22 protein-coding genes are annotated in these 25,547 nt (G+C 64.7%); 11 read left to right on the top strand and 11 right to left on the bottom strand.

Annotated features, from left to right (window positions below; translation table 11 throughout):
- Positions 1-154: 154 nt before the first annotated feature.
- The gene (apbC, locus tag P3T21_RS20800) at positions 155-1,243 is read right to left on the bottom strand and encodes an iron-sulfur cluster carrier protein ApbC (protein WP_429257835.1); all 1,089 of its coding nucleotides are present in this window, start codon (positions 1,241-1,243) and stop codon (positions 155-157) included.
- 264 nt (positions 1,244-1,507) lie between these two features.
- On the opposite strand from apbC, the gene P3T21_RS20795 reads away from it, so the two are divergent.
- Together P3T21_RS20795 and metG are read left to right on the top strand one after the other, a co-directional pair.
- On the top strand, positions 1,508-2,167 hold the full coding sequence (locus P3T21_RS20795) for an OmpA family protein (protein WP_429257834.1): 660 nt from the start codon (positions 1,508-1,510) through the stop codon (positions 2,165-2,167).
- Between the two features lie 427 nt (positions 2,168-2,594).
- Positions 2,595-4,754, top strand: coding sequence for a methionine--tRNA ligase (metG, locus tag P3T21_RS20790; RefSeq protein ID WP_429257833.1), 2,160 nt, complete (start codon positions 2,595-2,597; stop codon positions 4,752-4,754).
- Positions 4,755-4,841: 87 nt separating this feature from the next.
- Here the strand turns inward: metG and P3T21_RS20785 are convergent, their stop codons facing one another.
- Entirely contained in the window at positions 4,842-9,197 is a 4,356-nt protein-coding gene (locus P3T21_RS20785; RefSeq protein WP_429257832.1) for a translocation/assembly module TamB domain-containing protein, read from the bottom strand.
- 8 nt (positions 9,198-9,205) lie between these two features.
- The gene (locus P3T21_RS20780; protein WP_429257831.1) at positions 9,206-11,047 is read right to left on the bottom strand and encodes an autotransporter assembly complex protein TamA; all 1,842 of its coding nucleotides are present in this window, start codon (positions 11,045-11,047) and stop codon (positions 9,206-9,208) included.
- A 340-nt stretch (positions 11,048-11,387) separates the two neighbouring features.
- Between P3T21_RS20780 and P3T21_RS20775 the strand changes: the two genes are divergently transcribed.
- From P3T21_RS20775 to panD, 4 genes are all read left to right on the top strand, one after another.
- Entirely contained in the window at positions 11,388-11,573 is a 186-nt protein-coding gene (locus P3T21_RS20775) for a DUF3460 family protein (protein WP_429257830.1), read from the top strand.
- A 2-nt stretch (positions 11,574-11,575) separates the two neighbouring features.
- Positions 11,576-12,448: a segregation and condensation protein A gene (locus tag P3T21_RS20770; protein WP_429257829.1), complete on the top strand. Its 873-nt coding sequence runs from the start codon at positions 11,576-11,578 to the stop codon at positions 12,446-12,448.
- Between the two features lie 224 nt (positions 12,449-12,672).
- Positions 12,673-13,506, top strand: coding sequence for a pantoate--beta-alanine ligase (gene panC, locus P3T21_RS20765; RefSeq protein ID WP_429257828.1), 834 nt, complete (start codon positions 12,673-12,675; stop codon positions 13,504-13,506).
- Between the two features lie 63 nt (positions 13,507-13,569).
- Entirely contained in the window at positions 13,570-13,956 is a 387-nt protein-coding gene (gene panD / locus P3T21_RS20760; RefSeq protein ID WP_429257827.1) for an aspartate 1-decarboxylase, read from the top strand.
- A gap of 104 nt (positions 13,957-14,060) precedes the next feature.
- On the opposite strand, the gene P3T21_RS20755 is transcribed toward panD, so the two are convergent.
- A complete protein-coding gene (locus P3T21_RS20755) occupies positions 14,061-14,480 on the bottom strand; it encodes a PaaI family thioesterase (protein WP_429257826.1) in 420 nt (139 codons plus the stop codon).
- A 187-nt stretch (positions 14,481-14,667) separates the two neighbouring features.
- On the opposite strand from P3T21_RS20755, the gene P3T21_RS20750 reads away from it, so the two are divergent.
- Complete coding sequence (locus tag P3T21_RS20750; protein ID WP_429257825.1) at positions 14,668-15,297, top strand: AAA family ATPase; 630 nt, start codon at positions 14,668-14,670, stop codon at positions 15,295-15,297.
- 201 nt (positions 15,298-15,498) lie between these two features.
- Here P3T21_RS20750 and P3T21_RS20745 read toward each other — a convergent pair whose 3' ends face one another.
- Both P3T21_RS20745 and P3T21_RS20740 read right to left on the bottom strand, forming a co-directional pair.
- Complete coding sequence (locus P3T21_RS20745; protein WP_429257824.1) at positions 15,499-15,918, bottom strand: DoxX family protein; 420 nt, start codon at positions 15,916-15,918, stop codon at positions 15,499-15,501.
- A 134-nt stretch (positions 15,919-16,052) separates the two neighbouring features.
- Positions 16,053-17,519 (bottom strand): cobyric acid synthase, encoded by a 1,467-nt coding sequence (locus P3T21_RS20740; protein ID WP_429257823.1) that lies wholly within the window; start codon positions 17,517-17,519, stop codon positions 16,053-16,055.
- A gap of 163 nt (positions 17,520-17,682) precedes the next feature.
- On the opposite strand from P3T21_RS20740, the gene cobU reads away from it, so the two are divergent.
- The 4 genes from cobU to P3T21_RS20720 are packed head-to-tail and all read left to right on the top strand — an operon-like array spanning position 17,683 to position 21,104.
- Entirely contained in the window at positions 17,683-18,231 is a 549-nt protein-coding gene (cobU, locus tag P3T21_RS20735; RefSeq protein WP_429257822.1) for a bifunctional adenosylcobinamide kinase/adenosylcobinamide-phosphate guanylyltransferase, read from the top strand.
- Positions 18,228-19,166, top strand: a complete 939-nt coding sequence (gene cbiB / locus P3T21_RS20730; RefSeq protein ID WP_429257821.1) for an adenosylcobinamide-phosphate synthase CbiB — start codon at positions 18,228-18,230, stop codon at positions 19,164-19,166. The genes cobU and cbiB overlap by 4 nt, the downstream gene beginning before the upstream one ends.
- A complete protein-coding gene (cobD, locus tag P3T21_RS20725) occupies positions 19,159-20,193 on the top strand; it encodes a threonine-phosphate decarboxylase CobD (RefSeq protein WP_429257820.1) in 1,035 nt (344 codons plus the stop codon). The genes cbiB and cobD overlap by 8 nt, the downstream gene beginning before the upstream one ends.
- A gap of 44 nt (positions 20,194-20,237) precedes the next feature.
- Positions 20,238-21,104 carry a cobalamin-binding protein gene (locus tag P3T21_RS20720; protein ID WP_429258027.1) on the top strand — a complete coding sequence of 289 codons (867 nt, stop codon included), beginning with the start codon at positions 20,238-20,240 and terminating at the stop codon, positions 21,102-21,104.
- A 105-nt stretch (positions 21,105-21,209) separates the two neighbouring features.
- Here P3T21_RS20720 and cobC read toward each other — a convergent pair whose 3' ends face one another.
- From cobC to P3T21_RS20695, 5 genes are read right to left on the bottom strand one after another with little or no spacing between them, the layout of a single operon-like run.
- The gene (gene cobC / locus P3T21_RS20715; RefSeq protein ID WP_429257819.1) at positions 21,210-21,791 is read right to left on the bottom strand and encodes an alpha-ribazole phosphatase; all 582 of its coding nucleotides are present in this window, start codon (positions 21,789-21,791) and stop codon (positions 21,210-21,212) included.
- Positions 21,776-22,534: an adenosylcobinamide-GDP ribazoletransferase gene (locus tag P3T21_RS20710; RefSeq protein ID WP_429257818.1), complete on the bottom strand. Its 759-nt coding sequence runs from the start codon at positions 22,532-22,534 to the stop codon at positions 21,776-21,778. The genes cobC and P3T21_RS20710 overlap by 16 nt, the downstream gene beginning before the upstream one ends.
- A gap of 24 nt (positions 22,535-22,558) precedes the next feature.
- The gene (gene cobT / locus P3T21_RS20705) at positions 22,559-23,614 is read right to left on the bottom strand and encodes a nicotinate-nucleotide--dimethylbenzimidazole phosphoribosyltransferase (protein WP_429257817.1); all 1,056 of its coding nucleotides are present in this window, start codon (positions 23,612-23,614) and stop codon (positions 22,559-22,561) included.
- Positions 23,611-24,441: an ABC transporter ATP-binding protein gene (locus P3T21_RS20700; RefSeq protein ID WP_429257816.1), complete on the bottom strand. Its 831-nt coding sequence runs from the start codon at positions 24,439-24,441 to the stop codon at positions 23,611-23,613. The genes cobT and P3T21_RS20700 overlap by 4 nt, the downstream gene beginning before the upstream one ends.
- Positions 24,441-25,532 carry a FecCD family ABC transporter permease gene (locus P3T21_RS20695; protein ID WP_429257815.1) on the bottom strand — a complete coding sequence of 364 codons (1,092 nt, stop codon included), beginning with the start codon at positions 25,530-25,532 and terminating at the stop codon, positions 24,441-24,443. The genes P3T21_RS20700 and P3T21_RS20695 overlap by 1 nt, the downstream gene beginning before the upstream one ends.
- Positions 25,533-25,547: the final 15 nt, after the last annotated feature.

Genomic DNA, 25,547 nt, shown 5'->3' with positions numbered 1-25,547 from the left:
TCTTGTCGGCTGGCGACCGCCCCTGCGGCCGCCCGGCCAGACTTCGAAGCCGACATGATACCGCGCCGGCATCGCGCATTGACGCATGTGACATACCTGCCGGATGGCTAACGCAGCCTGCTGCACAGGCCGACGCGCGCCAACGCGGAAAAGCTCAGGTGTTCTGCACGACGATATTGGGAAACTTCGAGGTCATATCGCGTGCACGTTCGGCGATGTGGATCGCCACCTTGCGCGCGATCGAGCGATAAATCTCCGCGACGCGCCCGTCCGGATCGGTCACCACCGTGGGCCGGCCGGAGTCGGCCTGCTCGCGGATCGCGATATCGAGGGGCAGGCTGCCGAGCATGTCGACGCCGTATTCCCTGCCCATCCGCTCGCCGCCGCCAGCGCCGAAAATGTGCTCTTCGTGGCCGCAGTTCGAGCAGATATGCATGCCCATGTTCTCGACGATGCCGAGAATCGGAATGCCCACCTTTTCGAACATCTTGAGGCCCTTCTTCGCGTCGAGGAGCGCGATGTCCTGCGGCGTCGTGACGATCACCGCGCCCGTCACCGGCACGCGCTGGGACAGCGTCAGCTGGATATCGCCGGTGCCCGGCGGCATGTCGACGATCAGATAGTCGAGGTCCTGCCAGTTCGTCTGCCGCAGCAGCTGTTCGAGCGCGGAAGTGGCCATCGGGCCGCGCCACACCATCGGATTGTCCTGGTCGACCAGAAAGCCGATCGAGTTGGCCTGCACGCCGTGGCCGGTCATCGGATTCATCGACTGGCCGTCGGGCGATTCCGGACGACCCGTGATTCCGAGCATCATCGGCAGCGACGGGCCGTAGATGTCCGCATCGAGGATGCCGACGGATGCGCCATCGCTCGCCAGCGCCAGCGCCAGGTTCACGGCGGTCGTGCTCTTGCCGACGCCGCCCTTGCCCGACGCGACGGCGACGATGTTCTTCACATTCGGCAACAGTTTGACGCCGCGCTGTACCGTATGCGCCGCGATCTGCTGCGAGACCTGCACCCGCGTATGAGCGACGCCCGGCACCTGGCGCAGCGCGCCGGCGACCAGCGCCTCGATCGCTGCGAACTGACGTTTAGCCGGATAGCCGAGTACCACATCGACGCCGACTGTTGCATCATCGATGGAAACGTTCTTGAAGTTTTTTGCCGCCGCGAACGGGCGGCCGGTGTTAGGGTCAGCGACGGCTGCAAGCGCAGCGTCGACCAAAGCCCGATCAATACTCATTGAAACTCCGGGAACAGTTGCGGCACGGTCGAATCGAAGCTTCGCCGGCCGCTTGAAATTGAAAGAAATTGTTGCACAGCATTGCGAAAAACAGGCTTGCCGGGCACGCTTCGGCGGCTTCTTTCAGAAGGGCCAAATCGCTGTACGCTTAGTCATCATTGTAGTGGCTGGCGCGGGGCCTTGCCGGAAGACCCTTTTCCGCTGTCGGGCCGGGCAATCTGCTTTGGGCATCGACGAGCGATTTTTTCGAAGAAAGGAACCACAATGAACATGAAAATCATCAGCCGTCTTACGGTGTTTGCAGTCGCTGGCGCACTACTCGCCGGCTGCGCGACGCAGCAGGGCACCGACACGGCCGTCGGTACGGGCGTGGGCGCGGCAACGGGCGCCGGCCTCGGCGCGATCTTCGGCGGCGGCAAGGGCGCGGCGATTGGCGCGGGCGTGGGCGCGGCGGTCGGCGGCGTCGCCGGCTACAACTGGCAGTCGATTCACAACAAGCTGTCGGGCGCCACCAAGGGCACCGGCACGCAGATCACCGAGCAGCCGGACGGCTCGCTCAAGCTGAACATCCCGAGCTCGGTCACGTTCGATACCAACAGCTACGCGATCAAGCCGTCGTTCGCGCCGGTGCTGGATCAGGTCGGTCAGACGCTGTCCCAGAGCCCGGAAGTGAACGCGCAGGTGGTCGGCCATACGGATAGCACGGGCCAGCCGGCGTACAACCAGACGCTGTCGTTGAACCGCGCGCAAAGCGTCGTGAACTACCTGGCGACGCACGGCGTCGCGGCACAACGCCTGTCATCACAGGGTCTGGGTTCGACCCAGCCGGTCGCCGACAACAGCACGGAAACCGGCCGCGCCCAGAACCGTCGCGTTGAAATCTATCTGCGCGCAATGGCCCAGCCGGGTCAGCAGCCGAAGTAACCACGTCTGTTCGAGGGAAATGGCGGGCCGGCTGGTCCGCCGGAAAGTCGGGCCGGACAACATGAAATGTCCGCCCCGACAATTCAGGCAACGAATCGAAAAATATTTCGAACTCTGCAGGAAATCTGCTGTCTGTCTTTACGGTACGTGGCTGGCGATGCCGCCGCGTCACCATTCTCCTCTTGTCGTTGTTGCTCCGGGGCCCACTAGCCCCGGTTTTTTTTGGGCGTCCGGTTTTCGGCAGAACGTCCACGCAGCAGGCTCTTCAGCCCCGCCACGCGTTTCAACACTTCCCCTTCGCCGCCCGGCGGCCCGACGCTTCTCCTGTTCGTCGCCAGGGCTTCCCCAGCCATCCGGCCAGCCCCGCGCTGACGGGTCTGCCCTGCTAGAATCGAAGTTTCGTCCTTCCGCAAGCCCCAGAATCCCTATGTCAGCACCCGTTACCGATCTCACTGCAGGCACGCCGCCGGGCCGTCGCCAGATTCTCGTCACGTCCGCACTGCCGTACGCGAACGGACAGATTCACATTGGCCACCTGGTCGAATACATCCAGACGGACATCTGGGTCCGGTCGATGCGCATGCACGGGCACGAGATCTACTACGTGGGCGCCGACGATACGCATGGCACGCCGATCATGCTGCGCGCGGAAAAGGAAGGCATCACGCCGAAGCAGCTGATCGATCGCGTCTGGCAGGAACACAGGCGCGATTTCGACAACTTCGGCATTTCCTTCGACAACTACTATTCAACTGATTCGGAAGAGAACCGTGTCCTGAGCGAATCGGTGTACGTAGCGCTGCGCGAAGCCGGCCTGATCGAAGCGCGCGACATCGAACAGGCATACGACCCGGTCAAGGAAATGTTCCTGCCGGACCGATTCATCAAGGGCGAATGCCCGAAGTGCGGCGCGAAAGACCAGTACGGCGACAGCTGTGAAGTGTGTGGCTCGACCTACCAGCCAACCGAACTGATCAACCCGTATTCGGTCGTTTCCGGCGCCACGCCGATCCGCAAGACGTCGACGCACTATTTCTTCCGCCTGTCCGATCCGCGCTGCGAGAACTTCCTGCGCGACTGGGTCGGCGGTCTGGCGCAGCCGGAAGCGACCAACAAGATGCGCGAGTGGCTCGGCGATTCGGGTGAGGCGAAACTCGCCGACTGGGACATTTCGCGCGACGCGCCCTACTTCGGCTTCGAGATTCCAGGCGCGCCCGGCAAGTACTTCTACGTGTGGCTCGACGCGCCGGTCGGCTATTACGCGAGCTTCAAGAATCTCGCGGAAAAGCGCGGTATCGATTTCGACGCGTGGACACGCAAAGGGTCGACGACCGAGCAGTATCACTTTATCGGCAAGGACATCCTCTATTTCCACACGCTGTTCTGGCCGGCGATGCTCGAATTCTCGGGCCATCGCACGCCGACCAACGTGTTCGCACACGGCTTCCTGACGGTCGACGGCGCGAAGATGTCGAAGTCGCGCGGCACGTTCATCACCGCACAAAGCGTCATCGACACCGGCCTGAACCCGGAATGGCTGCGTTACTACTTCGCGGCCAAGCTGAACAGCACGATGGAAGACCTCGACCTGCACCTCGACGACTTCCAGGCGCGGGTGAACAGCGACCTCGTCGGCAAGTACGTGAATATCGCGAGCCGCGCGGCGGGCTTCCTGATCAAGCGTTTCGACGGCCGCATCCAGGACAGCGCGATGCAGCATCCGCTGCTCGCGACGCTGCGCGCGGCGATTCCGCAGATCGCGGCGAACTACGAGGCACGCGAGTACAGCCGCGCGCTGCGCCAGACCATGGAACTCGCGGACACGGTGAATGCGTACGTGGACACCGCCAAGCCGTGGGATCAGGCGAAAGACCCGGCGAACGCGGTCGCGCTGCACGAAACCTGCTCGGTCAGCGTCGAGGCATTCCGCCTGCTGTCGCTGGCGCTCAAGCCGGTGCTGCCGAAGCTCGCCGAAGCCGTTGAAGCGTTCCTTGGCATCGAGCCGCTCAAGTGGTCGGATGCGAGCGTGCCGCTGAGCTCGGAGCGCGCCATCAACGCGTACAAACATCTGATGACGCGCGTCGATCCGAAGCAGATCGAGGCGCTGCTCGAAGCGAATCGTGACTCGCTGCAGGCCACCGAAACCGGTGCGCCCACCGCGGACGAAAAGGCCAAAGCCAAAGCGAAGGTGAAAGCCGCCGCGGCGAACGGCAAGGCCGAGAACAAGGCCGACGCGGACGATTCCGGTGTCATCTCGATCGACGACTTCGCGAAGATCGACCTGCGTATCGCCAGGATCGTCGACTGCCGCGCGGTCGATGGGTCGGACAAGCTGCTGCAACTGACGCTCGACGTCGGCGAAGACAAAACGCGCAACGTGTTTTCGGGCATCAAGTCGGCGTATCAACCGGAGCAGCTGGTCGGCAAGCTAACGGTGATGGTCGTGAATCTCGCGCCGCGCAAGATGAAGTTTGGTCTGTCCGAAGGGATGGTGCTGGCGGCGTCGGCGGCTGACGAGAAGGCCGAACCGGGCATCTACGTGCTCGAGCCGGACAGCGGCGCGAAGCCCGGCATGCGCGTGAAGTGAAACAAGCTGATCGAAAGGCGCGCCATTCCGGGCGCCCGGGATGCGAAAAAAAGCACGTCCGGGGACGTGCTTTTTTCATTCACCCATTCACCAGTTGATCCGGTCGAAACGCCGCGTGTAGAACAGTTCGACGCCGTCGAACGTGCCGCCGTAGGCGGCGACCGACCAGTATCGCGTCAGGTTCACGGTTGCCTTGATCGCGTTGCTCGCCGTCTGCAGCCCCTGCTCGTAACCGATCACGAGCCATTCGTTGATCGCCTTCGACACCATCACGACCTCCGGGTCCGTCAGCCCGACGTCGCTGCGCCCGATGGAGAATTCGTCGAGTCCGAACGTATTCGCAATCTTCTTGCCGTTCGCGCTGCCCAGCAGCGCGAGCGCGGTCGTCATCGTGCTCTGCTGGCCGAGGTTATTGCCCTGATCGGTGCCATGGCCGAACAGCAGCCAGGAGAGTTTTTCGTTGTCCGCCACGTTCGGCTCGGAGACGAGCCTCGCAACCGGCGACTGGATCGTGCCCGTCACCTGCACGCCCGCCTCGACCTGCTGGTTGCGGCGCATCGCGAGAATGTTGATACCCGGATTCGCCACCGGCCCGTTGAACGTGAAGAAGCCGTTTTCGATGCCGAGCTTGCGCCCGAACGCGGTGTAGGTCGAACCTTCGGTGACGCGCACATTGCCCACCGCGCGCAGCGGCAGGTTCGGCGCGCTCATCGCGGTAATCGTGCCGCGCAGGCCGAGGTCGGCGCCCTGTCCGCGGAAACGGAAGTCATTGCCGAGATTGATGTCGATGTTGGCGCGCGGCGCGAACGGCCCGATGGACTTCTCGCTGCCCGCCACCGTGGGCTTCTTCTCGCCCAGCACGGTGCCGTCGGGACGCACGATCACGACATCGTCGCCGAGCTTCGGCGCCGATTGCTCCGGCATGTCGAAGAGCGCGTGATCGACGTTGAACTTGCCGTTGATCGCGAGGCCGCCGAGCGGGCCGGCGCTCGCGACACTCGCGCTACCCGACAGCGACAGCTGGCGATCCGGCGACGCGAACAGTTCGAGCTTGTCTGCGACGATGCTCGCCTTGACGTCCGGATCCGGACCGCCAACCCTCACCTGACCCGTCGCGCGCAGCGTGCCGCTCGCGCCGTGAAACTCGACCTGCTGGAAATCGACGAGGTTTTCCGACAGCGCAATGTGAATGACGCCGTCCTTCAGTTGCACACCCTGGTCGACGAGTGTGGCCGAGAGCCCGTCGCCTATCAGCGAGCCGGACAGGTTCGGCTTTGCAACGGTGCCGGCAAGCGCCAGCTTCAGCGCGAGGTGACCGTCGAGCAGATAGCTCGGTCCAAACAGACCGCCCGTTGTCTTCAGCGACGGGACGTTGGCGATCACGCTGCCTGTCAGCGGCGCCTCTTCGCCCAGCGCCAGCATGCCGTCCTGCATGACGAGCGTCGTATGCGCGTCGGCGTCGATGACGCCGAGGCGGTTCGCCTGCGCATGCACCGTCGCGCTCAGCCGGTTGCCGCCGCTGAACTCGGCGCGCGCCGCGATATCGGTGATCCCCAGCGAGGCGAGACCACGCCCGACTTCGACGGTGATGTCGCCGGTACGGCGCTTTAGCTGGATGTGACCGGTCGCGGTTTCGCCGAGCGAGAAGTCCCAGTCGCCATCGAAGACGAGGTCGGTTTTCACGACCGGCGGCGTGCCGGTGATTTCCTGTCGCAACGCCTGCAAACGCGGCACCGATATGTCGGCAATCGAGCCCGCCGAGCGCATGCGGCCGTGGTCGAAGACGAACGATTTCAGATCGAGCACCGCGGTTTCGAGCGTCAGGCGCATCGAACCGAGCGTCACGCGGCTCGGGGCGACGCTCACCGTCAGCGGCGACTCGAGGTTGAGGGACGGCGTGCCGCGATTCTGCAGACGCGTCACCGTACCGTCCCAGTGCGTACCGTCGCGGGCGTCGGTGAGGTGGCCGCTGGCTGCCAGCGTCATGTCCAGCGACCGCTCGCGAATCTTGCCGATCGCTTCGGCATCGAGCGTGTGATTCGCGCGGGTGCCACGCAGATGCGCGCTGAGCGTCGCCAGTTCGACGCCCTCGGTGGTCAGGTTACGCGCGTCCGTCGTGAAGACGAGCGCGCCGTTCGCCCCATCGCGCAGTTCGGCGTGCCCTTCCGCGTGGCCAAGCCGGTTGGCGCCGAACGCGACACTGTCGGCCTTGTAGTTCAGCACGACGTCCGGATGCGCGAACGAGCCGGTCACGTCGCCATCCGCCGCGACAGCGCCCGCGATGCCAAAACCGAGACGCCCCAGCTGGGGCGCGTCGACCTTGAACCGCAGACGGTCGCCGCGCCCGCCGAAGCTGCCCTGCAGATCGACGTCGTTGCCCGCCACCGAGAGGTTCGCCTTACTCGGCAGAATCCGCGAACCAGCGAGCTGGATCGTGCCGCCGCCCGTCAGCGGCAGGTCGTCGTAGACGCTCGGACCGAGGCGGAAATCGGCCTTCGTCGTGAACGTCGGACCGAGCACACCAGCCGCCGTGATCGAACCATTGACGCGTGCTTCGATCCTGCGCTTCGCCGGAGCCGGGTGCTTCGTGGCGGGCTTGTGGGGCTCGGGGTTTGTAGCGTTCGCGACGTTCGTGGCGTTCGCACCCTTTGCGCCTGTCCCACCCTTCGTAGCCGACGCAGGCGCGCGCGACGGCATCTGCGAAGTCAGCAGCAACGGATCGAAATCGGTCAGCGTCGCCTTCAGGTTGTAGGTGGAATTCGCATCGTGCTTGATGGCCCCGGCCAGATCGATACGACCCCTGGCCGCAGTCAGCCTGACGTCGCTGAAGCTCAGACGCGCCGGATCGAACGTCACCTTGCCCTGCGCGCGCAGCGCGGCCTTCGGATCGTTGAGGTCCAGCGTGATGGTCTGAATATCGTCGTTCAGACGGATGCTGACGGGTCCCGAGAACTGCGTCGGCATGACGCTCGCCTCGATCGCGTTCAGATCGAGACCCGCGACACGCAGATCAAACTGGCCACGCTTGCCGCTCAATGCGCCGCCACCGGTAATCGTCGCCGTCTTGACGAGCCGCACGTTCAGGTTCGAGATGCGCTGCGCCTGTGCGTCAAGCCGCACGTCGGCACGGGCGTCGATGAGGGGCAGCAGTTTCTGGTCGATGCCGCCGGGCTTCGCGTTGACGATCGATACCGAGCCCACGACAGCGAAGCCGGGCTTTTTACCGCCCGGCGCCGCGCTGCCGGCGGCCGTCGGGGCAGCGGTGCGGCTCGCGGCATCTGCAACGCCTGCAGCACTACCCGCGACGGCTGCGCTTGCCGCTTTCGCCGCGCCCGGGACACGTGCGCTACTGGACGCACGCGTCGCGACAGCCGCACGTGAAGCCGCACGCGAAGCACTTGCGGCTTTCGCTCCTTTCGTACCGCTGGCCACGACAGTCGACGAAGCAGCCGAAGCCGAGGCAGAAGCCACCTCGGGCGCCAGCAACACGGCACCGCCCTCACCCGCCTCCACCGGCTGCAACTCAGCCCGCACGGCCAGATCCGCGAACGGAGCGCCTGGCGCGAAAGCCTGCGGATTCACGTGATCGAAGGTGAGCGTCGCGCGCCGGATGGGCACGGCGGCAAATGGCGTCGCCTCGACGCGCGCGTGACCCGTGAGCTTCATGCCGCTCGCGTCAAGTTCAGCGACAAGCGTCTCCAGCGAGCCCGTCAAATGCCCGCCGACCTGCACGGCTTCGTTGTTGACCTTGCCCGAATAGCCGGCGTCGCCGGTCAGCGCAAACGGCTTGACGCCATCGAGCTTCGCCGATGCCGTCACGGCGCCGAACGGCGTATCGAGCCGGTCGATCGCGGCATCATGGTGACGGCCATCGCTGCGCCCGTGAAAGACGAAGCGCGAGAATTCCATCGTCGATCCGCCCTGACGCAGCAGCAGTTTGTCCACACGCAGATCGCGCACCTCGAGCTGCAACGGCAACCGCAGATCCTGCGGCAGTTGCAGCGGGCCCGCACTGGACGTGGAAGGCGCGACGCGCGCGTCGATCGTGCCCACGTGCAGAGAGTCGATCGCGAATCGCCACGGCTTGTCGGTCAGCGCCCAGCGACCCGCAATGCGGTCAATCCTGATATCGGTGCCACTGCCGTCGAGGCTGCGCCATTCCACCTGATGCAGCCGCAGCCCGGTCGCGATCGTGCCGCCTTCGAGCGTGCCGGTCAGCCGCCCGTCCAGGATTCTGACCGCCGCGCGCCAGGCGTAAGCCGTGCCGCGCTCGGTCGTCAGCGTGCCGTACAGCAGGCCCGCCACCAGCGCGACGAGCACCACCGGCACCGTCGCCGCCCACACCAGCGCCGTCCACAGCCGACGCCGGCGCGGGCGCCCAGGCGGCGGCGTGGCGTCGCCGGGCTGGTCGGGTGGCGGGTTGGCGGGCGTATCCGTCGTCATGAATAGCATCAGAAAGCGATGCCGAGCGTCAGATACGGACGCACGCTGTGATTGCGAATGCCGTACGCGAGATCGACGTTGACCGGGCCAACCGGGCTGCGCCAGCGCGCGCCCAGGCCGACGCCCGGATAAAAGACCTTTTCGCCCCAGGTGTCGGTGGCCGTGCCGATATCGAAAAACGCCGCCGCGCCCCAGTCGCGATTGAACCAGTGCTGGTATTCGCTCGTCGCGGTGGCAAGGTACTTGGTCGGCAGCGTCGAGCCGCCGACGTTATTACCGATGCTCTGGAAGCTGTAGCCGCGCACCGAATTCGAGCCGCCCGCGCGGAACAGCAGCGACGCCGGAATGCCGCTCGAAGGACCGCTCGTAAACACGCCGCCCAGTTCCGCGCGAAACAGGATGAGGTCGCGCTTGCCGATCGGCAGATACTGCTGGCCGCGCGCATAGCCGCGCACGAAGCTCTGGTCGGTCAGCACGTTCTTGACCGCAAAGCCAGCCTCGACGTGAATCAGATTGCCGGAGCGCGGGAACAGCGGGTCGTCGGTATTGCGGCGGGTCCACGACCAGGCGGGAACGAGGGCGTGACTCGTCGTAGGCGGCCCGACGTTCTGGTACAGCCGGTCCTGGTAGTAGAGAACCGAGTACGCGTAATCGATGAACTGGGAGGTCCGCGTGCGCTGCACACCGGCGCGTGCGCTATAGATGTGCGTATCGGACACGTTGGTGCTCGTATAGGACGCGAGCACGCTGTTCACCCAGCCACGTTTGCCCGGCGGCATCGACAGCTGGATCTGTCCGTATTGCTGGATCTGGTCGATCCGCCCGTCGACGGAAAACGGATAGGCGCGGCCGAACGTGTCGAGATACGAATAGGAACCCTGGACTCGCGGACCGTTGTCGGTCGAATAACCGACGCCGCCGCGGATGCTGTTGTAAGGATATTCGCTAACCTTCACGTGGACGGGCGTTTCGAGCGGCTTCGCAGGATCGCTGTCGGTATCGATCGCGACGCTCGCGTAATACGGCGTGTTCTGCAGTTGACGCTGAAGCTCGACGACGCGCTTCTCGTCGTAGATATCGCCGACACCGATCGGGTTCACGTTGTCGACGATCTGCTCCGGATAGCGACGCGTGCCCGACACATCGAGCTTGCCCATCGTGAACGTCGGGCCGCTGTCGAACGTGACGCTCAGTGTCGCCTCGCGCGTGCGCGGATCGACGCGGGCTTCGGAGTGGTCGATTTTCGCGCCCAGATAACGGCGCGCCTGGAGCGCTTTCAGTGACGCATTCTTCGCGGCGTCCCAGTCGCCTTGCGTAAACGGGTCGCCTTCGTGCAGCGAGAACGCGAAGCGCGTGGCGTTCTCCTGCGCCGGGTCTTCCGTCAGCACCGGCCCGCGGAAGGACAGCGAAATCGACGCGATCGTGGTCATCGGACCGGGATCGACGCTGACCGTGACCTCGCGCTTGCCCTCGACCGTGCGGACGTCGGTTCGGACAACCGGAGAGAAGTAGCCCTGCGTCGCCGTGAGGTCGCGCACCTGCTGCGGCGTGGCGGTGACGAGGAATTCGAACTGGTCGTCGCTGATGTCCTGTCGCTTCGCAAAGCGCGCGATGTCGAGGTGCTCTTCCAGCAGCTTGCGCAGCGCGCGCGGCGAGGTTTCGATGTCGATCTTGTAGGCCGGCGCGGTACGCGCGTCCGCCTTGCCGGCCGTCAATGCCCATGCGAACACGAGGAAGCCGAATACGAGCCCTGCGCGCAGCATGCGCGCCGACAGGCGCGCGGCGTAGAGACGCCCCGCACCGGCTGCTGCACGCGACACACGCGACGGTTCGATCACACACCCCGCCAAACGGGACCTCCGGCCATTATTGGTTGTTTCCGCCCGGCGCCGCGGTAGCGGGCTGAAGCTCGCTATTTGACCACATCGGCACGGTCCAGCGATCTCAATAAACGTTCGGCCAGGCGCGCCAGAGCAGGCCGCTGGGCCGCCAGGCCGCTGGGCCGCCAGGCCGCGCGCGCAGGCTCTATAGGGCGGCACGCGGGCGGCATGCGGCGCCCGCGCTTCGACGCTGTGCCGACGGGAATGTTCCGCGACTTTTCGACCGGGCGAGGCGCTTGCGGTAAAATTGCGTTCGACATCGGCCGCCGCCCGCGCGGCGGCCGCATTCTTCTCTCACGGACGTCGAGCCATGTATCAATCGGATATCACGCAGTTCCTGAATCAGCTGAAGCAGCAAAAGCCCACTCTGGAGGCAGAACAGCGCCGCGGCCGTTCACTGCTGTGGGACAAGCAGCCGATTGATCTGGACGAGCGCGCCAAGCAGCAGTCGTCGCGCGTTGAGCAGACGCCTTACGTCTATTACCAGAACTTCTGAGCGTGACCACTGCCGACGAGGCCCGCGCCGCATCGGGCCGGCCCGACGCAGCGCTCGCCGCGCCCGCGACTGATTCGACGCCCGATGTCGTCGACGGCATCGCTTTCGCGCGCCTGTACGGCGAGCCGCTCTTCAAGCTGCCGACGGACCTGTACATCCCGCCGGACGCACTCGAAGTCTTTCTCGAAACGTTCGAAGGGCCGCTGGATCTGTTGCTGTACCTGATCCGCAAGCAGAACTTCAACGTCCTCGACATTCCGATGGCGGACGTGACGACCCAGTATCTCGGCTACGTCGACCAGTTGCGCAAGACCAATCTCGAACTCGCCGCCGAGTATCTGCTGATGGCCGCGATGCTGATCGAGATCAAGTCGCGCATGCTGCTGCCGGTGAAAAAGGCCGACACGGGCGAGGAAGCCGAAGATCCGCGTGCCGAACTCGTACGCCGTCTGCTCGAATATGAGCAGATGAAGCTCGCCGCACAGCGTCTCGACCAGTTGCCGCAGCTCGGGCGCGATTTTCTGCGCGCCGAGGTGTACATCGAGCAGAGCATCACGCCGCGCTTCCCCGACGTGAATTCCGACGACCTGCGCGCCGCGTGGGCCGACGTGATCAAACGGGCGAAGCTTGTGCAGCATCACCGTATTTCGCGTGAAGAGCTGTCCGTGCGCGAGCATATGAGCGTGATCCTGCGGCGCCTGCAGAATGCGCGATTCATGGAGTTTTCCGATCTGTTCGATACCACGCGCGGCGTGCCGGTCGTGGTGGTGAACTTCATCGCGATGCTCGAACTGTCGCGTGAATCGCTGATCGAGATTACCCAGGCCGAGCCGTTTGCGCCCATTTACGTCCGTCTGGCCTACCTGCCTGCATGAGTCTCCACGTATGAACGGCCCGCAGCAGCGGCTGGCTGCGTCAGTACGCGCCGGGGATTCCGTGATATGCCTCGTTTCGGTGCGGCAGCGTCACAAATCCACTACAATCCCGCGCTCCAAGTCCGTCTTCACGGCCGGGGAGCGCCAGGCGCGAGACAGCCGGCCGTTCGCCGACAGCGCGCCCTCTCCCGCTTAAGGAATCCGCAAGGAACCCGCGACCGATCATGAAAGTCATCAGCTCGATCCACGAATTGCGCGACCAGTTGCGCGGCCAGAACCGCACTGCCTTCGTTCCGACGATGGGCAACCTGCACGAAGGCCACCTGTCGCTGATGCGCCTCGCGCGCCAGCACGGCGATCCGGTTGTCGCAAGCATCTTCGTCAACCGGCTGCAGTTCGGCCCGAACGAGGATTTCGACAAATATCCGCGCACGCTCGAAGCGGACATCGAGAAACTGCAGAAGGAAAACGTCTACGTGCTGTTCGCGCCGACGGAGAAGGATCTGTATCCGCAGCCGCAGGAGTATCGCGTGCATCCGCCGCACGATCTGGGCGACATCCTCGAAGGCGAATTCCGGCCGGGCTTCTTTCAGGGCGTGTGTACGGTCGTGATGAAGCTGATGTCGTGCGTGCAGCCGCGCGTCGCGGTGTTCGGCAAGAAGGATTACCAGCAGTTGATGATCGTCCGGCAGATGTGCAACCAGTTCGCGCTGCCGACCGACATCATCGCCGCCGAGACGGTGCGCGACACCGACGGCCTCGCGCTCAGCTCGCGCAACCGTTACCTGCAGGCCGCCGAGCGCGCCGAGGCGCCGGTGCTCGCCGCGACGCTCAACCGCGTGCGCGACGAAGTGCTGGCCGGCAACCGCGATTTCGCGAAGGTCGAAGCGGCCGCGATGGCGTCGCTGACCGCGCGCGGCTGGCAGCCGGACTACATCGCCGTGCGCAAACGCGTGAACCTGCTGCCGCCGGCCGCGCAGGATATCGACGAACCGCTCGTCGTCCTCGCCGCCGCGAAACTGGGCGCGACGCGCCTGATCGACAACCTCGAAATCTGACGCTGCCGTCTGCCGGCATCCATCGCGCATCCAGGTCCAGGGAACATAGGGAAGGAAACGGTCATGCAACGCCACATGCTGAAATCGAAGATCCATCGCGCGGCGGTCACGCACTGCGAGCTGCACTATGAGGGTTCGTGCGCAATCGACGAAGACCTGCTCGAAGCGGCGAACATCGTCGAAAACGAGCGGATCGACATCTGGAACATCAACAATGGCGAGCGTTTCTCGACGTACGCGATCAAGGGCGAGCGCGGCAGCGGGATGATTTCGCTGAACGGATCGGCGGCCCGACGCGCGCAGCTGGGCGATCTCGTCATCATCGCGGCGTTCGCGACGGTCGATGAAGCCGAGTTGAAGGCAGGCTGGAAGCCAGATCTGGTGTTCGTCGACGAAAACAACCGGATCAAGGGCAGCCGGGATCACGTGCCGACGCAGAGCTGGACCTGAAAGGCACGTTTCGTACTTGCCTGCCGGCTTCCGGTGGCCTCCGGTGAGGCAGCACTCCGCCGCAAGATGCAAAAAAGCGCAGCGAATTCACGCTGCGCTTTTTTTCAATACAAGACCATCTGCGTACACCGAAATAGTGCGATCACCCGTCCATTGGGCGCAAACACTTTGGCGTCCCAGATCTGGGTACTCCGCCCAAGATGGACGCCTGTCGCCTCGGCCCTCACCACGCCTTCAACCGCAGTCCCTAGGAAATTGCTCTTCAACTCGATCGTCGTGAAATTCACAGCCTTCTCGGGCAAATGAGCAAGACACGCATATCCGCAAGCTGTATCGGCCAGCCCGATAACGGACGCCGCATGTAAAAACCCGTTCGGCGCAAGCAGATCCGCGCGAACGGTCAGTTCGCCGACCAGCGAACCCTGCTCCAGCGACACGACACGAAACCCGAGCAGATCAGGCAGCGTTCCGCGCTGGCGGTCGCGCAGGCGTTCAATCGTATATTCCTGGCGAAGCGTGCTCATAGCGTTCGAACCTCAGCGGGAAAAGTTAAAAAAACCGGGCCGCCGGTGCAAAGACTTCGGCGCAAGCGGATTTGCCGATATTATCAACGCCTGAACGGGATTGATTGCGAAGCAAAAGGAAACACCAAGAAAGCACACAGGCACGGCAAACCGGCTGGCGTGGCCAGCCTTCTTCCCGGGAGAATTCATGACGGTAATCGTAGTGGCGAACCCGAAGGGCGGCGTAGGCAAAAGCACGCTCTCTACCAATCTGGCCGGTTTTTTTGCGGCATCCGGCGAGTGGGTTGCGCTCGCGGACCTGGACAAACAGCATTCCGCGCACGCGTGGCTCGACTTGCGGGCTGACACGCTGCCCGCCATCGAAAGGTGGGAAATCGATCACGACGCCCCGGCCAAACCGCCCAAGGGCCTCGAACACGCGATCATCGATACCCCCGCCGGCCTGCACGGCAATCGCATGAGCGTCGCGCTGGACCTGGCGGACAAGATCATCGTGCCGCTCCAGCCGTCCATTTTCGATATCCTCGCGACGCAGGAATTCCTCGAACGGCTCGCCAAAGAAAAGGCCATCAGGAAAGGCAACATCGAAGTCGGCGTGGTCGGTATGCGGGTCGACGCGCGTACGCGCTCGGCCGATCAGCTGCATCGCTTCGTCGAAGGCCTCAAGCTGCCGGTGCTGGGCTATCTGCGCGACACGCAGAACTACGTCCAGCTGGCGGCGCACGGGCTGACGCTGTGGGACGTTGCCAGAAGCCGCGTCGAGAAAGACCTCGAACAGTGGCAGCCCATCATCGAATGGACCAACGGCAAGGCCTGAACATCCCGGGAAGGCGGCCGGCCGGCGAATGACCCGTGGGCTGCCTGACGTGGGTGTGACGCGCCAGGTGCGCTCGCCCTCATCCCGGCAACGATCGGGAAACCGACGTGTGCCGCCCCCGGGAGGGGCGACACACATCGACCAATACCTGACGAGGCAAAGGCCGGAAACCCGGCTCGAAAGATAGAACAACCAGAAGAATCAAGCCCCGACGACCTGCCGCGGCGCGCGCGCCGCGCCCACCGAATAGAGCCCGCCGCCAAGCAGCCCTTGCACAACCAGCGCGACAGCCCAGAACGCCGGATACTCCCATCCGCCGTTAGGCGAAGTGAAACTCCATCCATTGTGCAGATGGACCGACATCGCGCCGAGCATGAACGGCAGCAACACAGCCGCAACCCAGCGAACCTGGAACCCCAGCAAAAGCGCCACGCCACCGGCAAGTTCAACAAACGTGGTCACATACGCAAGCCAGCCTGGCAAGCCGATAGAAACAAAAAACCCGGCCGCCCCCGGCAACGTAAATACGAAAATCTTCTGCAGACTGTGCGCGAGATAAAGCACGCCCAGCGTGAGCCGCAGGATCGTGGCGGCTGCATCTGCGTGACGGGTCGAATTCATGTCCGGCTCCTCAAAGGATGTTGAAAAGACAGCGCCATGCGCGCCATCAATGGACCAGACTGTATTCGAACCAGCAAAGAGGAAAAACCGCAGATAACGCTTAGATTATTTCCTCACAGGCGTTAATCAGCGGTTCAACCGATCGCACCAAACAGCTTCGGCAGATCGAGATGCGCCGCCAGCGTATCCGCGAGACGATCGAGCGAAGCCTCCCGCAGCGCGGGATAGTCCACATCCTGCGCGTCGGCCAGCCCCGCCCACGCGAGCATTGCGCTGCAAGCCTCCGGCGTATCGAACAGTCCGTGCATATAGGTGGCCAGAATCTGCCCATCGCCGGAAATTGCGCCGTCGGGGCGATCGTCACCCGCCCCGTCAGCCGATAGCATCAGCGCTGGTCGCTCGAGCGCCGGCCCCTCTGTCTCGCCCATGTGAATTTCATATCCGGCCACCGGAGCGGATCCGTCCAGAGCAAGTCGACCCGTCACGTTCTTGAGCGTCTTCGCCTGCGTCAGCGTCGTCGAAAAATCGAGCCAGCCGAGGCCGGCGACGCTCCCCGGCGCGCCCTCCACGCCATGCGGGTCCGCCACTTCGCGCCCCAGCATCTGCATGCCGCCGCAAATGCCGACCACACGTCCGCCGTAGCGCAAGTGGCGACGCAGCGCCTCCTCCCACCCCTGCGCCCGAAGCCACGCAAGATCGGCCTGCACGTTCTTCGAGCCGGGCAAAATCACCAGATCAGCCGGCGGCGGCGCAGTGCCCGCGCGCACATAACTGAAATCGACCTGCGGGTGCGCACGCAGCGCATCGAAATCCGTGTGATTGCTGATATGCGGCAACGCCGGCACCACGACACGCAAGGCTCCTGCGCCATCGCCCGCATGCGCTGAATGCGGATCGCGCGGCAGCATGTCCTCGGCGTCGAGGGTGAGACCGTGCAGGTACGGCACCACGCCGAGCACCGGCTTGCCGGTCTTTGCTTCGAGCCAGTCGAGCCCGGGTTTCAGCAGGCCGATGTCGCCCCGAAACCGGTTGATGATGAAGCCGCGCACCCGCGCCTGCTCACTCGCCGACAGACACGCAAGCGTCCCCGTCAGATGCGCGAAGACACCACCCCGATCGATATCCGCGACGAGCACGACGGGGCAATCCACTGCTTCGGCAAAGCCCATGTTCGCGATGTCGCGATCGCGCAGGTTGACCTCGGCGGGACTCCCCGCGCCTTCGACGAAGATTGTGTCGTACGCAGCCTGCAGGCGGGCATACGACTCCAGCACCGCCTCGAACGCGACGGGTTTGTAGTCGTGATACGCCCGCGCGTCGAGATTCATCCGCGCCTTGCCGTGGATGATCACCTGCGCGCCGCGGTCGCTCGTCGGCTTGAGGAGCACCGGGTTCAGGTCAGTGTGCGCGTCGATGCCGGCCGCCACCGCCTGCAGCGCCTGCGCGCGTCCGATCTCCCCGCCGTCAACCGTCACGGCGCTGTTGAGCGCCATGTTCTGCGGCTTGAACGGCGCGACCCGCACGCCCGCGCGACGCGCCAGCCGGCACAGCCCGGCGACGAGCGTGCTCTTGCCCGCATCGGACGTCGTGCCCTGAATCATCAGTGTGCCGCACGGGACATGTACGTCTATGTGCGCATCGTGGCCCGATAAAGATGGCGAAGAGAGCGGAGGCAATGAAGAAGTCGTCACGAAAGAATCGCAGAGCGGCGGAAGCGGAGCCCGCATTATCGCCCGCGTGGGAACACGCCGGTACAATCACGCGATGATTCCACGTGATCTCACCTTCGTGCTCGGCGGCGCCCGCTCGGGCAAGAGCCTGCATGCCGAACAGCTCGCCAGCGAAAGCGGGTTTCCGGTCACCTATATCGCCACCGCGCGCGTCGCGGACGCCGAATTCGCCGCACGCGTCGCGCATCATCGCGAGCGCCGTCCGTCGCACTGGCAGCTGCGCGAAGCGCCGGTCGATCTCGCCGGCGCCGTGACATCGATCGATGCACCGGGCCACTGCATCCTGATCGACTGTCTGACGCTCTGGCTCGCCAACCTCCTCTGTCCGCCCGACGACACGCCGCTCATCAGCGACGCCCACGCACAGCTACTCGCGTTCGAAGCCGCACTCGTGTCGGCGCGCGGCAGGATCATCGTCGTCAGCAATGAGATCGGGCTCGGCGTCGTGCCGCTTGGCGCGGCGACACGTCTTTATGTCGACGAACTCGGGCGCCTGAACCAGCGCATCGCCGCGTTGAGCACGCAGGTCACGATGATGGTCGCGGGCCTGCCGCTCGTACTCAAGACACCGGGACACACATGATCCTGACGATGCCGCTCATCGCGACGCTTGCGACCGCCTCGGTGGCCGTCGACCGCTGGTTTGGCGAACCACGCACTGCGCATCCGCTGATCGGGTTTGGCAAGCTCGCCGCGGCCATCGAAACGCGTCTGAACACCGGCGTGCGGGTGCGGCTGATGGGCATCGTCGCGTGGCTCCTCGCCGTCGTGCCGCCAGTCGCGATCGCCGCATGGCTCGTCGCCGTGCTGCCGTTCATGTATGCCTGTACGTTGCATGTCGCGCTGCTGTGGTTCGCGCTCGGCGCGCGCAGCCTGCACGATCACATCGAGCCGATCGCACGCGCGCTCGTCAAACGCGATCTCGCAGAGGCGCGGGTGTTGACGTCGCGCATCGTATCGCGCGAAACAGCGCACGCCGACGAGGCCGCGCTCTCGCGAGCCGCGGTCGAATCCGCGCTCGAAAACGGCAACGACGCGATCTTCGGCGCGCTCTTCTGGTTCGCGATTTTCGGTGGGCCGGGCGCGCTCGCGTTCCGCCTCGCCAACACGCTCGACGCGATGTGGGGCTATCGCACGCCGCGCTATCTGCGCTTCGGCTGGGCGGCCGCGCGTTTCGACGACGTACTCAACTGGATCCCCGCGCGTCTCACGGCCGCGAGTTACGCGCTGCTCGGCGATACGCGCAACGCGCTGCGCTGCTGGCGCGAGCAGGCGCATCGCTGGGATAGTCCGAATGCGGGGCCGGTGATGGCATCCGGCGCGGGCAGCCTGAATGTGCAGATCGGTGGGCCGGCCGTGTATCACGGCGCCATCGAGCAACGTCCGACGCTCGGCATGGGCCGCGCTGCGACCGCGCAGCACGTGGTGGCGGCGCTGACGCTCGTCGAGCGGAGCGTGTTCCTGTGGCTCGCCGTGCTGATCGTACTGGCCCTTCTGAGCGTGCCGTTCAATGTCTGACGCAATCGCTCACGGCGGCAATCTGCACGAAGCGGCGCGCCGCTACGGCATCCCGTACGACGACTGGCTCGATCTGTCGACCGGCATCAATCCGCACGGCTATCCGGTGCCGCCGGTTCCCGCTGACGCGTGGCGTCGCCTGCCCGACGAAGGCGATGGTTATGCCGCCTGCGCCGCGCGCTACTACGGCGCGCCAGACGCCTCACACGTGCTTCCAGTCGCGGGCAGTCAGGCGGCGATCCGCACACTGCCAAAGCTGTTGCCGCACGGCACGGTCGGCGTCGCGCCGTTGACGTATGGTGAATATGCACCGGCGTTCGTGCGCGCCGGTCATCGGGTGATGACGCTCGACGTTGCCCGCGCATCGTTGCCCGACGAGATGACGCACGCGGTTGTGGTCAATCCGAACAATCCGACGGCGCAACACGTTAGCGCTGCGACGTTGCTTCGATGGCACGCGCAGTTGTCGGCGCGCGGCGGCACGCTGATTGTCGACGAAGCGTTCGCCGATACGATGCCATCCGGATCGCTCGCGGGGTCGACGGATCTTGCCGGGCTTGTCGTGTTTCGTTCACCGGGCAAGTTCTTTGGACTCGCCGGCGTGCGCGCGGGCTTCGTGCTTGCCGCGCCCGCGTTGCTCGCCCCACTGCGTGAAGCGCTCGGCGCGTGGACCGTGAGCGGTCCCGCGCGTCACGCTGTTACCGCTGCATTCAGCGATGCAAAATGGCAGCGCGCGATGAAAGCGCAACTCGATACAGACAGCGCACGACTGGCCGCGCTGCTCGACGTGCATCGGTTGCCGCTGCATCGCACGCCACTCTTCGCATGGACACCGGATGCACGCGCAGAGGCGCTTCATCACGCGCTCGCGCAACGCGGTATCTGGACGCGTTTTTTCCCGACGCCCGCAAGCGTGCGTTTCGGTCTGCCTGCGTCGGATGCGCAATGGTTGCGTCTCGAACAGGCCTTGAAAGACAGCATGCGTGAGATCGAAAATGCGTCCCCCTCTTCCGTGCCCAATCGATGAAGAAGCGCTTTGCCCTCTTTGCCCTTACCGCCTTAACGGCCGGCATGGCGTCAGCAAACACGCTCGCGATCAGCGTCACCGACGATTCCGGCGCCATCGTCACCCTTTCCGCTCCAGCTCAACGCGTGATCAGCCTCGCGCCGCACGTCACCGAACTGCTTTATGCAGCCGGCGGCGGCTCGAAACTGGTCGGTGCCGTGACGTATAGCGACTATCCGCCCGAGGCGAAACAGATCCCGCGCGTCGGCGACAACAAGGCGCTCGATCTCGAACGCATCGTCGCACTGAAACCGGATCTGATCGTCGTGTGGCGTCATGGCAATGCACAGCGGCAACTCGATCGTCTGCGTGACCTGCACATTCCACTGTTCTTCAGCGAACCGCATCATCTCGACGACATCGCCGTCTCGCTGACGAAGTTCGGCACGCTGCTCGGCACATCGTCGACCGCTGACGCTGCCGCGAACGCGTATCGCAACAACATCGCGCAACTACGGGCGCGCTATGCGGCAAAGCCGCCCGTCAGCGTGTTTTATCAGGTCTGGGATGAGCCGTTGATGACGCTCAACGGCACACACCTGATCAGCGAAGTGATCGCGCTCTGCGGCGGACGCAATGTGTTTGCGAAGCTCGAACCGCTCGTGCCGACGGTCTCCACCGAAGCGGTGCTGGCCGCGAATCCGGAAGCGATCGTAACCGCATCGCCCGGCGCGACGACGCCCGACCGGACCTTGCCGCAGATCGATAAATGGCGCGCGTGGCCGGCGCTCGATGCAGTCGCGCACGACAACCTGTTCACCATCGATGGCGATCTGATCAACCGTCCCGCACCTCGCATCGCGCAAGGCGCTACGCTGCTCTGTCAGGATCTGGAGATGGCCCGCTTGCGAAGAACGGGCGCTGCGCGCTAACGGTGGCTCGTGCATTTGAGTTGCCCACGCGCGGCTTATGTGCGGCTCACGTGCGGCTTATGCGTTGCGCTCGCGCCGCTTGCGCGTGGCCTGGGTGCGAGTCGCTCACGCGTTCCAGCGCACGAGCGTCCACGGCTGGGTCGCATCGCGACGCCTTAGCCACACCACACCTGCAAAATCGATCGACCACGAGAGCGCCTGCTCAAGCGATACGCCAAGCGAAAGCGACGCCAGCACGCGAATCACACCGGCATGCGTGACGACATGCGCGCACGTGTGACTGGCTCCGGCTTGCCATTGATCGAACCACCCCTGCACCCGCGCGCTGAACTGCGCGACACTTTCGCCGCCATGCGCACGTGCATGATGCAAATCGGCCGCCCAGTCGTCGAGCAATGTGCGATCGATGGCGTCCCACCGCTGCTGTTCCCACGTGCCGAAGTCCATCTCCTGCAAGCGCGTATCGATATGAAGCTCGCACCGTGAACGCGCGGCCCATGGTTCTGCAATCGAAGCGCATCGCGTGAGCGGACTCGACCACACAACGTCCGGTGTGGGAAGAACAACCCGCCGCTGAAGCGCCGCCACGCTAACGAGCGGCTCATCGACAAGCGCCACGTCGCTGCGCCCGTAACAGACGCCTGCATCGATCGCGACCGTCGGATGGCGGATCAGTACGAGATCCATGCCAGCCCCGTCAGATAGATCGCGATTTCGAAGACCTGCTGCGCGAAGCCGAGACAATCCCCCGTATAACCGCCGATGCGTCGCACGAAGTAACGCCCGAGCGCGAACCGCAGTACGAGCAATACAGCAAGCGTCGCACAACCCGCGTGCCAGTCCGGCCAGAAGAGCCACGCCAGACCAAACACGCCGGCCAGCATCAACGCAAACACGCTCATGCGCTGCGCGACCGGCTTCGCCTTGCCTTCGGCGCGCACGTAGTCGAGCGTCGCAAGATAGCTGATCGCACACGCACGGCTTGCCGCATGCGCCGCGATCATCAGCCACGCGGCACGCAATGGCGGCAACGCGGCCAGCGTCTGCCATTTGAGTGCGAGCGCAACGATCAGCGCGATTGCACCGAACGCGCCGATGCGCGAGTCGTGCATGATGCGCAGCACGTCCTCACGCGTGTGTCCGCCGCCGAACGCATCGAGGCAGTCGGCGAGACCGTCTTCATGGAGTGCGCCGGTGACAAGCAGCGTCGCGGCCATCGAAAGCAGCACGGCTACGCCCGGTGGAAACACACGCAGCGCCGCAAGATAGACCACCGCCCCCAGACCGCCGACAAGCGTGCCCACCAGTGGAAAATATCGCGCCGCCGCGTTCAGATAGTGCGGCTCATAGCCGACCCAGCGCGGCACCGGCACGCGCGTGAAATAGCCGAGCGCGGTGAAGAAGTAACGCAGTTCAGCAAGCGGATTCATGATGGCGCGGGCCCGGCTGGAGCATCAGGCGTCGCGGTTCGCGACACCCGCGGACTCGAAGCTCGCCATCTCGTTGACGAACGCGACCGCTGCCCGCAACAATGGCAGCGCGAGCGCGGCGCCCGTGCCTTCACCGAGCCGCAGGTCGAGCGCGAGGAGCGGCTGCGCGCCGAAATGTTCGAGCATGCGTCGATGCCCGGCTTCGTTCGATGCATGCGCGAACACGCAATAGTCGACGACATCGGGTGCCAGCCCCTGCGCAACCAGCAAAGCCGATGTCGCGATGAAACCATCGACCAGAATCGTCATGCGCACTTCTGCTGCGGCCATAAACGCGCCGGTCATCATCGCGATTTCGAAACCGCCGAAGGTTGCAAGCACATCGATCGCCGTGCGGGCCTGCGGATGCGCGGCCAGCGCCGCGGCCAGGATGTCGCGCTTTTTCGCGAGACCCGCGTCATCCAACCCCGTGCCACGCCCGACGCATTCGCCGATCGGCACGCCGCACAACCGGCTCATGATGCACGCCGCCGCCGACGTATTCGCAATTCCCATCTCACCGAACCCGATCACGTTGGTGCCGAGCGCTGCATGATGTCGCACGCGCGCCGCGCCGGCCTGTAATGCGGCGAGCGCTTCATCATGCGTCATCGCGGGTTCGTGCGCGAAGTTGCGTGTACCGTTTGCCACGGGAATGTCGATGAGTGCTTCGGACGGCGGCAACGGTGTCGCCACACCCGCATTCACGATTTCGAGCGTCAACCCGGCGACGCCGCTCAGCGCATTGATCGCCGCGCCGCCCGCCAGAAAGTTCGCAACCATCTGCGCGGTGACCGCCTGCGGATACGGGCTCACGCCTTCGTGCGCGATGCCGTGATCGGCGGCGAAAACAATCATCGCCGGGCGCGCGATCACCGGATGCGTCGTGCGCTGGATCATGCCCATCTGAAGCGCGAGGTCTTCGAGCCGGCCAAGACTGCCGGGCGGCTTCGTTTTCGTATTGATGATGTGCTGCAGGTCGGCGCGCAACGTCCGATCGAGAGGTTCGACAACGGGTAGCGCGGGCGTGAATGAAGTCATGGTTGTCTGCTTGAAGAATAAGAGTTGTTGCGTTGGGTCGCGGGGATCAGCGCTTCATGCTCGCCGTCGCGGATCAGGATGAGCGGATAGCCGAAGGCGCGGCTCGCGAGCGCCGGCGTGAGCACGTCGCGCACGGCGCCCGCGTGCGCAGCGCCGTTTCCATCGAGTAACAGCGCGTGTGTCGCGAAGCGGCGCGCAAGATTGAGGTCGTGGCACGAAAAGATCACGCTACGCTGCGACTGCTGCGCCCAACGCATCAGCGCTTCGAGACAGTCGATCTGATGATGCAGGTCGAGATGCGACAGCGGTTCATCGAGAAGCAGCAGCGGCGCGTCCTGGCACAGCACCGCAGCAAGCGCCACACGTTGCCGTTCGCCACCGGAGAGCGACAGCACGTCGCGCGTTTGCAGCGCGGTGAGACCGAGCGTATCGAGCGCGGCGTGTGCAGCCGCTCGATCTTCCGCACGTTCCCAGCCCCAGCCTGCGAGATGCGGAAAACGGTTGAGCATCACGATGTCGAGGACGCTCGCGCTGAACGCATCACGCTCGCCTTGAGGCATCAGCGCGCGACGCTGCGCAAGCTCGACCGGCGACCACGCGTCGATGCGCATGCCGTCGACTTCGACGTGACCGCTCGACGGTTCGAGCAGACCCGCCAGCGCAGAAATCAGCGTGGTTTTTCCCGCGCCGTTCGGACCCGCGATGCACCACACTTCGCCGGGATAGAACGTGTGCGTGAAATCGTCGAGCAGCGTGCGAGTGCCGGCGCGCAGTGTGACGCGTTGCGCGGAAAGTGCCGGAGTAGCGGGAACGCGTGCGTTCATCATCATCGCCTGCGCAATAGCATCCAGAGGAACACAGGCACGCCCGCCAGCGCCGTGATCACGCCAACCGGCAACTGCGCGGGTGCGATGACCGTTCGCGCGACGAGGTCGGCTCCCATGACGGCAAAGCCACCCGCGAGCGCGGCAGCGGGCAGCAACATGCGCTGGTCGTTGCCGAAGCACAGTCGCAGCATGTGCGGTACCACGAGTCCGACGAAGCCAATCGTGCCGCCCGTCGTTACCGCAGCCGCAGCCGCGAGCGACGCCACGAGATACACACGAAGCCGCACGCGTATGACGGGCACGCCAAGCGCCTGCGCCGCCGCATCGCCGCGCAGGAGCACGTTCAGTTGCGGCGCGGCGGGCACGATCGACACAAGCGCGACGAGCAGTGCAACAAGCGCAACCCACGGCATGCCGCCGCCGTTGAGATCGCCGGTCAGCCAGAACAACATGCCGCGCAGACGGCTTTCGGGCGCAACGCTCAGCAGCAATGTGATGACAGCGCCCCAACCCGCCGCGATCACCGCGCCGGTCAGCAACAGACGCGGCGACGCATCCTGCGGCTCACCGCGCCACAATTCACGACGCGCGAGGCCGAGCACCAGCAGGATCGACACGAACGCACCCGTGAACGCGCTGGCATCGACGATCCACCATGCGCATCCGGCAATCATCGCGACGAGCGCAAAGCTCGCCGCACCGCCCGATACGCCAAGCACATACGGCTCTGCCAGCGGATTGCGCAGCAACACCTGCAGCAGCGCGCCGGCAATCGCGAGCAACGCGCCGCACGCAAAGCCAGCCAGCGCACGCGGCAGGCGCAGTGTGCGAACGATCTCGATCGCGAGATCCGGTGACGACGACGAAGACGATGACGTTAGCGACGACGAAAATTCACTCACATGCCACGGCATCAACGCAGCAAGCACACGCAGCGGCCCCACTGCGACACTGCCAAGCGCGAGCGACGCAATGAACACAACAAGCGCCAGCATGCCGAGACCGCACCAGATCAAGACGGCGCGCTTCGCGGTCATACCCGTGACGGAACGCATCGCAGCGCGATTCATCGCGGTGAAATCAGACGACATATCGACTCAGCCTGT

Source organism: Paraburkholderia sp. GAS334 (assembly GCF_050436625.1).
GTDB lineage: Bacteria > Pseudomonadota > Gammaproteobacteria > Burkholderiales > Burkholderiaceae > Paraburkholderia.
The sequence above is the reverse complement of the archived record's forward strand: the minus strand, read 5'-3'. Positions and strand labels throughout refer to the sequence as shown.